7 protein-coding genes are annotated in these 13,548 nt (G+C 73.6%); 1 reads left to right on the plus strand and 6 read right to left on the minus strand.

The genetic code is table 11. The features are described from left to right. The first annotated feature begins 30 nt into the window (after nt 1-30). Complete coding sequence (gene xseA / locus C7456_RS06555) at nt 31-1,389, plus strand: exodeoxyribonuclease VII large subunit (protein WP_109722942.1); 1,359 nt, start codon at nt 31-33, stop codon at nt 1,387-1,389. Between the two features lie 13 nt (nt 1,390-1,402). On the opposite strand, the gene C7456_RS06560 is transcribed toward xseA, so the two are convergent. From C7456_RS06560 to C7456_RS06585, 6 genes are all read right to left on the minus strand, one after another. After that, nucleotides 1,403-2,347, minus strand: a complete 945-nt coding sequence (locus tag C7456_RS06560; protein ID WP_109722943.1) for an MBL fold metallo-hydrolase — start codon at nt 2,345-2,347, stop codon at nt 1,403-1,405. A gap of 67 nt (nt 2,348-2,414) precedes the next feature. Next, nucleotides 2,415-2,864 carry a GNAT family N-acetyltransferase gene (locus C7456_RS06565; RefSeq protein WP_109722944.1) on the minus strand — a complete coding sequence of 150 codons (450 nt, stop codon included), beginning with the start codon at nt 2,862-2,864 and terminating at the stop codon, nt 2,415-2,417. Nucleotides 2,865-3,049: 185 nt separating this feature from the next. After that, on the minus strand, nt 3,050-3,403 hold the full coding sequence (locus C7456_RS06570; RefSeq protein ID WP_109722945.1) for a tRNA-binding protein: 354 nt from the start codon (nt 3,401-3,403) through the stop codon (nt 3,050-3,052). After that, on the minus strand, nt 3,400-4,686 hold the full coding sequence (locus tag C7456_RS06575) for an NAD(P)/FAD-dependent oxidoreductase (protein WP_109722946.1): 1,287 nt from the start codon (nt 4,684-4,686) through the stop codon (nt 3,400-3,402). Before C7456_RS06575 ends, C7456_RS06570 begins: the two co-directional genes overlap by 4 nt. 222 nt (nt 4,687-4,908) lie before the next feature. Further along, a complete protein-coding gene (gene pbpC / locus C7456_RS06580) occupies nt 4,909-7,299 on the minus strand; it encodes a penicillin-binding protein 1C (RefSeq protein ID WP_245889793.1) in 2,391 nt (796 codons plus the stop codon). A 104-nt stretch (nt 7,300-7,403) separates the two neighbouring features. Next, nucleotides 7,404-13,442, minus strand: coding sequence for an alpha-2-macroglobulin family protein (locus C7456_RS06585; protein ID WP_109722947.1), 6,039 nt, complete (start codon nt 13,440-13,442; stop codon nt 7,404-7,406). Nucleotides 13,443-13,548 lie beyond the last annotated feature (106 nt).

Consider the following 13,548-nt stretch of genomic DNA (forward strand, 5'->3'; position numbering starts at 1 on the left):
CCAAGCAGCCCGTGCTAGGCTCGACGGTCCATGCAGACGCCCGGCGACAACGCGCCCCCGCGCCACATCCTCACCCCCAGCACGCTCAACCGGCTGGTGCGTGGGCTGCTGGAGGACGCGCTGCCGCTGGTGTGGGTGGAGGGCGAGCTGTCCAACGTCTCGCGGCCGGCCTCGGGGCACCTGTACTTCACCCTGAAGGACAGCGCCGCGCAGGTGCGCTGCGCGATGTTCAAGCCCAGGAGCAGCTGGCTGCGCTTCCGGCCCGCCGACGGCATGCAGGTGCTGGTGCGCGCCCGCGTCGGCCTGTACGAGCCACGCGGCGAGTTCCAGCTGGTGGCCGAGCACATGGAGCCGGCCGGCGAGGGCGCGCTGCGCCGGCAGTTCGAGGAGCTGAAGGCCAGGCTCGACACCGAGGGCCTGTTCGATCCCGCGCGCAAGCGTCCCCTGCCCCGCTACGTGCGCCGCCTCGGCGTGATCACCTCGGCCACCGGCGCCGCGGTGCGCGACGTGCTGAGCGTGCTGGCGCGGCGCTGGCCGCTGGTGGAGGTGGAGGTGCTGCCGGTGCCGGTGCAGGGCCGCGAGGCGCCGCCGGCGATCGTGGCGATGCTGCGCAAGGCCGCCGCCTGCGGCCGCTACGACGCGCTGCTGCTGACCCGCGGCGGCGGCTCGCTGGAGGACCTGATGGCCTTCAACGACGAGGCGGTCGCGCGCGCCGTGGCCGCCAGCGCGGTGCCGGTGGTGTGCGCGGTGGGCCACGAGATCGACTTCTCCATCGCCGACTTCGCCGCCGACCTGCGCGCGCCCACGCCCTCGGCGGCGGCCGAGCTGCTGGTGCCCGACGCGGCCGCCGTGGAGCGCCACCTGCGCCAGCTGGAACAGCAGCTCCGCTCGCTCGAGCAACGCCGCCTGCAATCGCTGGCGCAGCGGCTCGACCATCTGCAGGCGCGCCTGCAGTCGCAGCGCCCGCAGGCGCGGCTGGCGCGCGACGCCCTGCGGCTGGAACAGCTCGAACGCCGCCTGCTGGCCGCGGCGCGCGAGGCGCTGCGGCAGCGCCTCGCGCGGCTGGACCGGCTGCAGGCGCGCCTGCTCGCGCAGCATCCCCGCCCCGGCCTGCAGCCGCTGCGCCGCCGGCTCGACGCCGACGCGCGCGCGCTGCGGCAGGCGATCATCCGCCGGCTGGAACGCGAGCGGCTGACCCTGCGCCAGGCGGCGCGCGCGCTGCACGCGGTCAGCCCGCTGGCCACGCTGGAGCGCGGCTACGCCATCCTGTTCGACGCGGACGGCCGCGTGGTGCGCTCGGTGCGCGGCGTCGAGGCCGGCGAGCCGCTGCGCGCGCGGCTGGCCGACGGCGAGCTGCCGCTGCGCGTGCGCGACGCCGCCGGCGACTGAGCGCGGTCGCGGTCTACTTCCTGCCGCGGTCCGCCGCGCGCTCCTTGGCCAGCCGCGCGTCCAGCATGGCTTGCATCTTCGCGGCATAGCGGCGGCAGGCGGAGCCATCGACGAGCGGGTCCGGCCGCGCGCCGCGCGCATGCGCCGCCGCGCGCGCCAGCAGGTCGCTGGCTTCCGGGTGCGGGGTCATCAGCACGTCGCAGGGCAGCGCCGCCAGCGTCGCCAGGCTGCGGCGGAACGCGGCCACGCGCTGCGGATGCGCCGGGTCGCCGTAGCGGTAGCGGTCGCCGGCGAAGGCCGAGAGGCTGTCGGCATAGACCATGGACAGGCAGCGTCCGTCCTCGCACGAGCGCCAGGTCCAGGTGGCGGCGCCGGGCGTGTGGCCGGGAGTGTCGTGTTCCGTCAGCACGAGTTCGCCCACGCGCACCGTGCCGCCGTCCGCCACCGCGCGCGCGGCCGGGACGGGCGGATAGTGCGGGATCTCGCCGTATTGCGGGTCGTCCGGATCGTCGCCGCCGGCACGCAGCGCGCGGGCGCCGGCGGTGCTGGCGTAGACGGTGGCTCCGGGCTCATGGCTATCGCGGCCGGAGGCCGCTCCCACGGAGGTCGCTCCGGCGGCGGTGTCGCGGGCCAGCGCGGCGATCGCGCCGGCGTGGTCGACGTGCGCGTGCGAGTTGAGGATGGCGCGCACGTCGTGCAGCCGGAAGCCGAGCGCGCGGATGTTCGCCTCCACCAGCGGCGCGTTCTCCGGCAGCGTGCCGTCGATCAGCACGTGGCCCTGCGGCGAGGTGACCAGGATGGCGCCGAGCCCCCGCGTGCCCACGTACCAAGTGTTGCCGTAGATGCGGAACGGCCGCTGCGGCGCGGTCCAGGCGGGATTCGCGTGGGGACCGGCCGCCATCGCGGCGCTGGAAGCGACGGCCAGCAGGAGGATGGCGAGGCAATGCCCGAGGCGCATGGTCGGCTCCGTGGAGGAAAGGGGTTTGCCCAGGCTGCCACCCGCCCCGGCAAGCGGGCTGGCCGCGCTATGGCGCGATGCTGGCAGGCGGGGCCAGCGCCTTGGCATACACGTGCTGGGTCTTGCGCCGCTCGTAGCCGAGCCGCAGGTAGAACGGATGCGACAGCTCGCGCGCCACGCTGGAGCGCACGGTGATCGTCGCGGCGCCCTGCCCGCGCGCCCAGGCCTCGGCGTCCTCCACCAGCCGCCGCCCCACGCCGCGGCCGCGCGCGGCCGCGTCCACCACCAGGCCGGCAATCTCGAAGCGCTCGCCCGACTCCAACGTGCAGCGCCGCTCCACGTCGATCCAGCCGGCGAGCCGGCCATCGTCCGCGGCGACGCGGATGCGGTGCGCCGGGTCGCGCAGCAGCACCTGCAGGCGCGCGGCCATCTCGCCGGCCGGCGTGGGATAGCCGAGCTCGCCGGCCAGGCGGGCGAGCCCGCCCGCATCGTCCATCGTCGCTTCGCGCAGGATCACGTCATGCCTCCATCGTCCCATCCGCGGGATCACCCAAGGGTAGCGGCGCGGCCTGGAACCGCGCGGGCCGGCGCCGGGCGAAGCGCGGACGCATCGCGCCAGACCGCGCCTCCCTCGGCCACGAAGGGAAAGCGGGCGGAAACGCCCCTCCGGCCTTCCGGGCAGGCACGGCGACCGTGCGGCCCTCAGGCCAGCCGCGTGCCGTTCGGCACCGCGCGCTCGGTGGTGGTGACGACCACGCCCTCCGGCGTGGGGAAGCCGGTGAGCAGGAACTGCGAGCGGAACGGGCCGATCTGCTTCTCCGGGAAATTGATCACGCCGACGATCTGCCGGCCGAGCAGGTCCTCCGCCCGGTACAGCGCGGCGATCTGCGCGCTGGTCTTCTTCTCGCCGTAGGGGCCGAAGTCGGCCCACACCTTCCACGCCGGCTTGCGCGCCTCGGGGAACGGTTCCACCCGCGTCACCGTGCCGGCCACGATCAGCACCTTCTCGAAGTCCGCCCAGGCGATCTCGCCCGGCGTCGAAGCCGTTTCGCTCATCCTTCCAGTCTCGTCTTCAGCCAGTCGTCGAAGCCGGCGCGCCAGTAGCTGGCCTGCGCGGCGAGGAAACCCAGCGGCCGCCAGGTGCGCTGCAGGCCGTAGTCGGCGAATTGCCGCCAGCCCCCGTCGCCCGCGGCGATCGCCGCGGCGAGCAGCTCGCCCGCCGCGCAGGTGGAGCTGAGCCCGTGGCCGCCGAAGGCCTGCGCCCACCACAGCCCGTGGCCGTCGCCGCCGAGCTGCGGCATCTGGTGGCGCGCGTAGCTCATCAGGCCCGACCAGGCGTGCTCGACGCGCACGCCCTCCAGCTGCGGGAACACCCTGAGCAGGTCGCGCAGCAGCAGCCGCTGCACCGCGCGCGGCGGGCGGTCCAGCACGCTGATGCGGCCGCCCCACAGCAGCCGCGTGTCGGGCAGCGGGCGGTAGTAGTCGAAGGCGAAGCGGGTGTCGTAGACCGCGGCGCGCGTGGCCAGGCATTCCTCCAGCCGGTCGCCCAGCGGCTCGGTGGCCATCACGTAGGTGGCGACGGGCAGGATCGCGCGGTCGATGCGCCGCTCCAGCCCGGCCAGGTAGCCGCCGCAGGCCAGCACCACCTGTTCGGCCAGCACCTCGCCTTCCGCCGTGCGCACGCGCCACTGCGCGCCGGTCCGCTCCAGGCGCTGCGCGCCGCTGCCCTCGTGGATGCGCACGCCCAGCGCGGAGGCCGCGCCGGCCAGGCCGATCGCGTAGTTGAGCGGGTGCAGGTGCAGCGCGTCGCGCTCGTACAGGCCGTCGTGGTAGCGCGCGCTGCGCACCAGGCCGCGCAGCGCGCTTTCCGGCAGCCATTCCCACTCCACGCCGTAGCGCTCGGCCAGCAGCTGCTGGCGCGCGCGCAGCACGCGCGGGTCGCGGAACCAGTTGGCCCAGATCACGCCGGCGTCCACCGCGTCGCAGGCGATGCGGTAGTCGGCAATGCGCCGGCGGATGCGCGCCACGCCGTCCAGGGTGAGCCGGAACAGCGCGCGGGCGCGCGCCTCGCCGAGCCGGTCGAGCAATGCCTGCTCGCCCAGCGAGTAGCCGGCGAACACGAAGCCGCCGTTGCGCCCGGAGGCGCCGAAGCCGATCCGCTCGCGCTCCAGCAGCACCACGTCGCGCACGCCGCGCTCGGCCAGGCCCAGCGCGGTGTTGAGCCCGGCGTAACCGCCGCCCACCACCGCCACGCGCGCCTCGTGCCGCCCGCTCAGCGGCGCGTAGGGCACGTAGGGCGCGGCGGTGGCGCGGTAGTAGGAGACGGCGGCGGGCGGCATCGTCGCGGACGGTTCCGGTGGACGAGACGCGGGAGCATAGCGCAGGCGTGCGGTGGGGCTGCCATGACTTGGGGCATGACGGGCGTCGTGGCGTTTAGGGGAAGGACGGCACCATGGAAGGGCTGGGCGAGCCCCGGGCCCCTCACCCCGGCCCTCTCCACGGAGGGGAGAGGGAGTCAAGCGCTGCCGCCGCCCAGGGAGAGAGGGAACAAGGCTCGCGGGCTAGTCGACCAGGGTCAGCGACAGCGGACGCTGGTCGCTGCGGCCGTGGTCGTCCACCACGCGCACGGTGTAGCTGCCCGCCGTCTGCGGCTGCCAGAACAGCGCCTGGCCCGGTGCGCTGCTGCCGAGGTAGGCGTCGTCCACGAACCAGTACAGCGTGTGCGCGTCGGCGTCGCTGGTGGCGCTGAAGGCGATGCGCTCCTGGCCGAGCTGCTTCAGGCGCATCGCGTAGGTGCTGCCGCGCAGCGGCGAGGTGATCCGCGGCGGGTCGCCGTCGGAGCGGCCGGCGCCGGCGCAGGCCGGGTTGGACGGCGGCTGCCGGCGCGGGATGCCGGCCTGGGCGAACACGCGCTGCAGGTCCGAGGACCAGAACTCGTACACCTCCACGTGCGTGCGCCTGCCCTCGTAGGGCGGGCAGGCCGGCAACCCGGTGGCGTCGTCGATCACCACCGGGCGGTGCACGTTGCTCACCCGGATCGGCGACTTGCCGGGGATGAACCAGGTCCAGCCCTTCTGCGGGCACCACTGGTCGGGCAGCTCGCCGCTGGCCAGGCAGACCTGCACGCGCTTCAGGTTCGGCGGCATGCGCCGCACCGGCTCGGCGAGGTCGGCGTGCTCGGCGCGCAGCGCGTCGACGATGGCGAAGAACAGCGGCGCGGCCGCGTCCACGCCGACGAAGGCGGGATTGCCGCTGCCGTCGAAGTTGCCCACCCACACCACCAGCACGTAGGGGCCGAACGCGCCGGCGGTCCAGGCGTCGCGGAAGCCCCACGAGGTGCCGGTCTTCCAGTACACCGGCAGGCGCGCGGGCTGCCCCAGCACCGGCGCGTCGGGGCGCGGGTTCTGCCGCAGCATGTCCATCACCATGAAGCTCGCCTCCTCGCTCAACAGGCGCGTGCCCGGCGGCTGCGGATCGGCGGCGAGCAAGCGCAGCGGCTTCAGCGCGCCGCGGTTGGCGAGCATGGCGTACAGCCCGCCCAGCTCCTGCATGGTCACCTCGCCGCCGCCCAGCACCAGGGCCAGGCCGTAGTGGCGCTCGCTGGCCAGGCGGCCGACGCCGGCGTCGCGCAGGAACTGGTAGAAGCTCGGCTGCGCCAGCTGCGAGGCCACCCATACGGCGGGGATGTTGCGGCTGCGGATCAGCGCCTCGGTGGCGGTGACCGGCCCCAGGAAATGCCCGTCGAAGTTCTCCGGCTGGTACGGGCCGAAGGCGGTGGGCACGTCGCGCAGCACGGTCTGCGGGTGCAGCACGCCTTGGTCGAAGCCGAGCGCGTAGATGAAGGGCTTGAGGGTGGAGCCCGGCGAGCGCTTGGCGGCAGTGCCGTTGACCTGGCCCTGGATCTCCGCATCGAAGTAGTCGGCCGAGCCGACCAGCGCCTTGACGCCCATGTCGCGCACGTCGATCAGCAGCGCCGCCGCGTTGCGGATGCCGCGCGCGTCGTTGCGCCGCACGTACTGGCGCAGCTGGCGCTCCAGGCTGTGCTGCAGGTCGAGGTCCAGCGTGGTGTCGATCCGCGCGCCGCCGTCGTCGCCGGCCAGCCGCCGCGCGGCGAGGACCTGCTCCACCGCGTGCGGCGCCTCGAACGGCAGCTGCGACAACGGCCTGAGCGCCAGCGGCAGGCGGAACAGCGGCGCCCACGCGGCGTCCCGCGGATGGCGGCGCAGCCAGCGCGCGTAGAGGCGGTTGCGCGCCTCGGCCAAAGGCGGGTTGATCACGCCCTGCCGCGGCGCGCGCAGGCGGCGCGAGGGGTCCTGCGGCACCACCGCCAGGGTCAGCGCCTCCGGCAGGGTGAGCGCCGCGGCCGGCTTGCCGAAGTAGGCCAGGCTGGCCGCCGCCACGCCCTCGACGTTGCCGCCGTAGGGCGCGGCGTTGAGGTAGGCCTCCAGGATCGCGTCCTTGGAGTAGCACAGCTCCAGCTGCAGCGCCCGCGCGATCTGGCGCAGCTTGCCCAGTGGCGTGCGCGTGTCCAGCCGCCACAGCAGGCGCGCCAGCTGCATGCTGACGGTGGAGCCGCCCTGCGGGTGGCCGTGGCGCACGTAGGTGACCCAGGCGCCGCGCAGCAGGCCGTAGGGATTGACGCCGGGATGCCAGCGGTACCAGCGGTCCTCGTGCAGCAGCACGCCTCCCACCAGCGGCGGCGCGACGTCCTTGAGCGGCACCCACAGGCGGTAGCGGCCGTCGCTGGCCAGGGTGAGGCGCAGCAGGCGGCCGCGGTCGTCGTAGACGGCGGTGGAAGACGGCAGCCATGCCTTGAGCGGCGGGTGCGGCCACAGCCGGCAGCCCAGCAGCACGGCGGCCAGCAGGGCGAGGCCCACCAGCCCGTTCTGCCAGCGGTGCAGCCAGCGGGCCAGCGTGTGGCCGAGCGGCTTCAGGCGGGCTTGGAGGTTCACGGCGGGCGGGTAGGTTCAGAGGCGGCAAATCCGACGCTGCCGCGAGCGCCGGCCCCTCACCCCGGCCCTCTCCCCGGCGGGGAGAGGGAGTGATCGCGTGGAGATCATGGTTTGTCGGTGACGGTGAGCGTGCCGCCGCCGGCGGAGCGGGCCTGCACGCGGCGGTCGTACAGCGATTCGCCGTAGGCCGGTGGCACCGCGTAGCGGCCCGCGTTGGTGGCCTTGATGCGGTAGACGAACTCGCGCACGTCCGGGGTGGCGGTGCCGTAGATCACCACGCGGTCCTCGCGGATGTCCGCGTACTCGGGCCGCCAGCTGGAACTGTCCAGGCCGATCGGCGAGCGCCAGGCCGAGGCGGCCACTTCGCTGTCGCCGCCCTGGTCGCGGTCGCCGCTGCCGTCGTCCTGGTGGTCGGTCACCGGCGGCGGCGGTTCGATCACCGGCTCGAAGCCGCCCGGCAGCAGGTCCACGATCGCCACGTTGCCGACGCCCTGGTCGCCGGTGGCGCGGATCTTCACGTGCACGTCGATCTCCTCGCCCAGCGCGATCCGGTCCAGCGGCTTGCCGTCCGTATCGGTGTACTCGCGCACGATCTCGATGCCCTCGGCGATCGCCTTGGCGGGCGCGTCGCGGTCGTAGCCGCCCTGGCTGGCCACCCACCAGGCCGGCAGGTCGCTGCCGTTGGTGAAGCGCAGCCGCGCCGCCGCGGGACTCCAGCTGCCGGCCTGCACCAGCCCCCCCTGCGGCGCCGCGAACGGCCTGACGCTGCCGTCCGCGTGCACCTCGCCGATGCCGAGCTTGTCCAGCCCCGGCGCCGCGTCGGCGCCATAGGCGTCCAGCGCCAGCAGGGTCATCGCCGAGGACAGCGTGTTGTACCAGCCGTGCGAGAGCGGCTCGACGATGTTCTCCAGCGCCCGCGGCGGCAGCGCCTTGGCGCGCTCCGGGAAGTGCCTGGCGAGCAGGTACAGCACGCTGGCGTCGCGGATCAGCGGGTCGTAGTAGTAGCCGTAGTCGTAGTCGCCCACCGCGCTGCGTCGGAGCAGCTTCTCCGGGCCGGCGATCAGCCGCGCGGCCTCGCGGTCCTGCTTGAGCAGCTGGTAGGAGGCCGCCAGCCAGGCGGCGGCCAGGTCGTCCGGCCACTGCTTCGGGTAGGCCTCCTGCAGGCGCTTCTGCACCGCGGCCAGGTCGTTGGTGGTGACGTTGCCCTGGCGGGTCAGCAGGTACACCGCGTAGGCGCGCTCGCGCAGGCCCTGCAGCGAGTCCACGCTGCCGTCGGCGGCGAGCTGGCGCAGGTAGCGGTCGCCGGCGTCGAGCATGTCCTTCGGCACGTCCATGCCGCGCTCGCGCGCCTCCAGCAGGAAGTGCACGACGTAGGCCGAGACGAACGGCTCGCTGTCCGGCGTGGCCGTCCACAGCCCGAAGCCGCCCTGCCCGTTCTGGCGGCTGCGCAGCACGTCCAGGCTGCGCGAGAGCAGCTCGGCGTTGCCGACCTTCCTGTCGCCGAAGGCCGGCTGCAGCGCGTGCTGGAACAGCGGTACCTGCGGCCAGCGCGACAGCACCAGCCGCGGCATCGCCATGCTCACCAGCTGCTCGCTGCAGTAGTTCTGGAAGTTCACCAGGTAGCTGGCCAGGCCCTGCAGCAGCACCGCCGGCAGCGGGGACACCGCCGCCTCGCGCGAGGCGTAGGCGTCGTAGAGCTTGCGCAGGCCCGGCAGGTCGGCCTTGCCGCCGGCGTCCACGCGGCCCACGTCCACCTGGGCGCGGTAGGGCGAGGCCGGGCGCACCGACAGGTCCACGCTCTGCCGCGCCGACTTGCCGCCGTAGCCGGCGACGAAGCTGAGGCTGCCGGAGCCGAGCTGGTCGGTGGCCCTGACGCGGAAACGCACCACGCCCTCGCGCATCTCGCCCAGATCGAGCGTCTGCGTGGCGGCGCCCAGCACCTGCAATTGCGGGCCGGTGGCCAGCTTCACGCTCACCGGCACCGCCTTGCCGCCCAGCCCGGCGAGGTTGTTGGCCACGCCCACGCTGACCTCGGCCTCGTCGCCCGGCGCCAGCGTGGCCGGCACGTTGGGCGACAGCACGAAGTCGCCGCGCACGGTGGTGGCGCCCTCCCAGGTGCCGACCTGCTGCGGCGACACCGCCACCGCCATCACGCGCAGCCTGCCGTTGAAGTAGTCGGGCACCGCGTAGTCGAGGTCCTTCTCGCCGTCCACGTCGACGATGCCGGACCAGTAGGCCACCGGCTTGTCGCGCTTGCGCTTGAACGGGTTGAGCTGGCGGCCGATCGCCGCGTCGGCGTCGCCGCCCGGCGCGGCCATCGCCATCAGCTTGGCGAAGTCAGGCAGCACCAGGTCGAGGATCTGCGAAGTGCCGACCTCCAGCATGCGCTTGCGGAAGAAGAACTTCAGCGGGTCGCCCAGCTTGTAGCGCGCCACCTGCAGGATGCCCTCGTCCACCGCGAACACCACCGCCCGGGTCGGCCTGGCGGCACGGAGTTTGAAGGTGACCGTCTCGCCCGGCCTGACCAGCGCCGGCGCATCCACCGTCACCGCGTTGCGGCGCGCGTCCAGGTCCACCGAGAACGGCACCACGCCGTAGCTCAGCGGGCTCATGAAGACCTCGTCGGAGGACGGGTCGCGCACGAACTGCACGTTGACGTAGCCGTTGCCCTCGAAGTCCGCCGGCACGGTGATGTGCTGCACCGAGGCGGTGGTGTCGGCGTGGAACCAGGCGTGCGCGTAGACCTTGTCGCGCTCCAGGGTGATCAGGCCGCTGCCGGCGTAGGGCGCGCGCACGTCGATGGCGATGCGCTCGCCCGGCGCGTAGTCGCTCTTGTCCAGGTGCAGCTGCAGCTCCGCGTTGCGGTCCAGCGAGCGCGCGAGGTTGGCCGCGCCCGCCACCGAGTAGTCCACCCGGTTGACCTCGGTGCGGTCGGCGCGGCGGATCACCAGCGCGTAGTCGCCCGGCTTGTCGGTGGGCAGCGGGTAGTCCGTGCCGCCGGCCGCGATGTTCAGCGGCTGCTCGCTCACCTGGATCTCCTTGAGCCTGGACTCGTACTTGTAGACGCCGGAGGGCTGCTTGGTGAGCACGGAGACGTAGCGCCGCTCGACCAGCTGCGCGCGCAGGCCGTCCAGCGCGATCGACCTGGCCCGCGGGTCCACCGCCACCAGCCGCACCGCGCGCGTCGCGCCGCGGCTCACGTAGTCCAGGCCGTCGGCGGCCTTGTAGCCGACCAGCCAGTCGTTGGCGGACACCAGGGTCTGCGCCGCGGCCGCCACGCTGCGGCCGCCCTCGGCCTCGTGCACCTTGGCCAGGAAGTACAGCTGGTAGGTGGCGTCGGCGTACTTCTTCAGGTCCAGCGCGAACTCGGCGTGGCCCTGGTCGTCGGTCCTGGCATCCTCCAGCGTCTCCTCGTAGCCCTCCTTGGCGCGGCGCACGTCGTAGAAGTGGTAGTCGGGCCAGCTATGGAAGGCGGGCCAGGCCGGGCGCAGGGTGAGCGCGCCCTCCACGCGGCGGCCGGCGGCCGGCGTGCCGAACAGGTTCTGCGCGTCCACCAGCGCCTTGAGCTGGTCGGGCTTGACCCAGCCCTCGGGCAGCTGCGGCGAGAGCTTCGCCGCGACCTTCATGCGGTCGGGCAGGAACTCCTTCACCTGCACCGTGGTGCTGCCGATCTGCGCGCCGGGCCGGCCGTCCTTGACGATGTACAGGTTCACCGTCCAGGTGCCGGTGGGCGCGGCCTCGGCCGGCGCGTAGGCCAGCTCGCCGAAGCCGGCCTCGTCCATGCTCAGCGGCACGCGCCTGGCGGTGACGCCGCGCGGGTCGACGATCTCCGCCTGCAGCGGGATGCCGGCCACGCTGCGCGTCCAGCTCGCGGCGCGCACGATCAGGCCGATGTGGAAGGTGTCGCCGGGCCGGTAGATGCCGCGGTCGGAGAACAGGTAGCCGGACAGCTGGCCCTGGTTCACCGCGTTGCGCTCGCCGCCGATGTCGAAGCGCGAGAAGTCGAGCTGGCGGTCGTAGGCGCCGATCGGCAGGAACGACAGGTCGCCGTCCTTCTGCACCACGTACATCACCGGCTTCTTGTCGCGCTCCAGGCCCTTGAAGGTGGGGAAACGCACCACGCCGTCGGCGCCGGTGGACTGGGTGAACAGGACCTGCCCGTTGAGCGCGTAGACCGCGACGCTGGCGCCGGCCACCGGCTGGCCGCCGTGGATGGACTGCACGAACACGTCCTGGCTGCCGTCCAGCGCGCGCTTGACGATCAGGCCGAGGTCGGTGACCACCACCAGGCGGGTGTCCTGCGGGACGTCACCGCCGTCGCCCGCATCGTCGCCGCCGGCCTCGTCGCCCTCGCCGCTTGCGGCTTCGTCGTAGCTGCCGGGCTCGGCCTCGTCGGCGGGCGGCGGCGCGGCATAGCCCTGCCCGGCCTCGTCCTGCGCCTTGGCGGCGGCCTTCGCCTTGCGCGCCTCGGCCTTGGGATCGTAGGCGGACAGGTGCAGCAGGAACACGCCGCGTCTGCCGTCCTTGAGGTACTGCGAGAGGTCGACGCCCTCGTAGTGCGCCTTGCCCGGCTCGCCGGCCGGGAACGCGACCTTCTGCTCGAAGCGCTCGACGATGTGATCCTCGCCGAAATTCCACGGCAGCGAGGGACGCGCGTAGCTGCCCTGGTTGAGGCTGGCCAGGTGCTGCAGCTGGTCGGGCAGCACGCGGCCGATGGCGAGCCTCATGCCCGGCAGGTTGCGCGCCACCACCGAGACGCGCCGGTCGCCGCTCAGCGGCAGCAGCGCGCCGTCGGCCATGAAGCGCAGCAGCTTCGGGTAGTCCGGCACGGTGAAGGTTTCCACGCGCGGCCGGCCCATCATGTAGCCGCCGAAGGACTTCAGCCCGCGCTCCACCCGCACGTAGATCCGCTGGCCCGGCTCGGCGCGGTACTTGAAGCTCTGCAGCTCGGCGAAGTCGTTCTCGGTGGGCACCACGTCCAGCGCCAGCGGGGTGGACTGGCGCAGGACCGCCTCGCCGACCTCCGAACCGCCCCAGGCGTAGGGCGGCGCGTCCTCGTCCTGCGCGACGCCGGGCTTGCGTCTGGGCAGCACCCAGGCGCGCACCAGGCCGGCCACGTCGCCGTCGCGCACGGCGCCGTTGAAATGCAGCACCAGCACCTGCTCCGGCTCGTACCTGTCGTTGTCGACCAGGGTGGGGCTGATCTCGTCCAGCGCCAGGCTGTAAAGGCCGGGCACGCGCACCCGGCTCTCGATCGCCTCGTCCGTGCCGTCGCCGCCGCGCGCGCTGCGCACGCCCTTGTCCAGCCGGAACTGCACCGCGCCGTCGTCGCGCGGCAGGTCCAGCGGCTGCGAGTGCACCCAGGCGTTGAGCTTGTAGGGATCGTAGGTGACGCTGAACTTGAGCTCCGGCCCGCGCGTGCCGTCGCGCTGCAGCAGCGCCAGCGACACCCGCTTCTCGAACTGCGCCGGGTCCACCGGGTAGTTGAAGCGGACCTGCACGATGGTCTTCCTGGCGGCCGGATCCTGCGGGTCCTGGTAGAACTCGCCGCTGCCGAGACGGGCCTCGAACGGCCGGGTGTCGAAGGCGAAGCGATCGTCGGCCATCCGCACGTGCGGCGCGAACACCCTGGGCACGTCGAAGCGCACCTCGAAGTGCCGGCCCACCGGCCAGTCCTCGGCCGGCTGGAAGCGCAGCAGGCGGTCGCCCACCCAGCGCCATTCGCCCTTCACCGCCGGCTGCATCACGATGCCCTCCGGCACCGGCTTGCCGACCCGCGCGAGCGGCGCGGCGGAACCCGAGAAGCGCACGTCCAGCGGAGGAAAGCTGATGGTCTGCGCGGTGTAGTCGGTGATCGCCGGCGCCTTGGCCTCGAAGTTCACCCGCTCCGGCTCGGGCGGCTTCGGGCGGTGCTGGTACCACTGCCAGCCGAACCAGCCGCCGACGGCCAGCAGCACGGCGGCCGCCGTGCCGCCGGCGAAATGCAGGGGCCGCCGCCGCGCGGCGGCCGCCGTGGCCGGCATCCAGGCCGGCGCCGACCAATGCAGCTCGCCCAGCAGCGGGCGCAGCAGCCAGCCGATCCCGGTCAGCAGTCCGCGCACCAGGCGCACCGGCAGCAGAAGCAGAAACCGCAGCAGATCCATAAAGCCTTCCCGTGCTTGTTCCATGGAGCCGGCCCGGCCGGCGGCTACAGTCGCGCGCAGCCGGCCGCCAGGCGGCGGCCGGACGGCGCGTATCGGTGTTGCTCTC

Origin of the sequence: Fulvimonas soli (genome assembly GCF_003148905.1) — a bacterium.
Classification (GTDB): Bacteria; Pseudomonadota; Gammaproteobacteria; order Xanthomonadales; family Rhodanobacteraceae; genus Fulvimonas; species Fulvimonas soli.

Bases quoted from the DNA above. Each gene is read 5' to 3' on its own strand.
- xseA (WP_109722942.1), top strand. From the start codon at position 31: ATGCAGACGCCCGGCGACAACGCGCCCCCGCGCCACATCCTCACCCCC.
- C7456_RS06560 (WP_109722943.1), bottom strand. From the start codon at position 2,347: ATGCGCCTCGGGCATTGCCTCGCCATCCTCCTGCTGGCCGTCGCTTCC.
- C7456_RS06570 (WP_109722945.1), bottom strand. From the start codon at position 3,403: ATGAGCGAAACGGCTTCGACGCCGGGCGAGATCGCCTGGGCGGACTTC.
- C7456_RS06575 (WP_109722946.1), bottom strand. From the start codon at position 4,686: ATGCCGCCCGCCGCCGTCTCCTACTACCGCGCCACCGCCGCGCCCTAC.
- C7456_RS06585 (WP_109722947.1), bottom strand. From the start codon at position 13,442: ATGGATCTGCTGCGGTTTCTGCTTCTGCTGCCGGTGCGCCTGGTGCGC.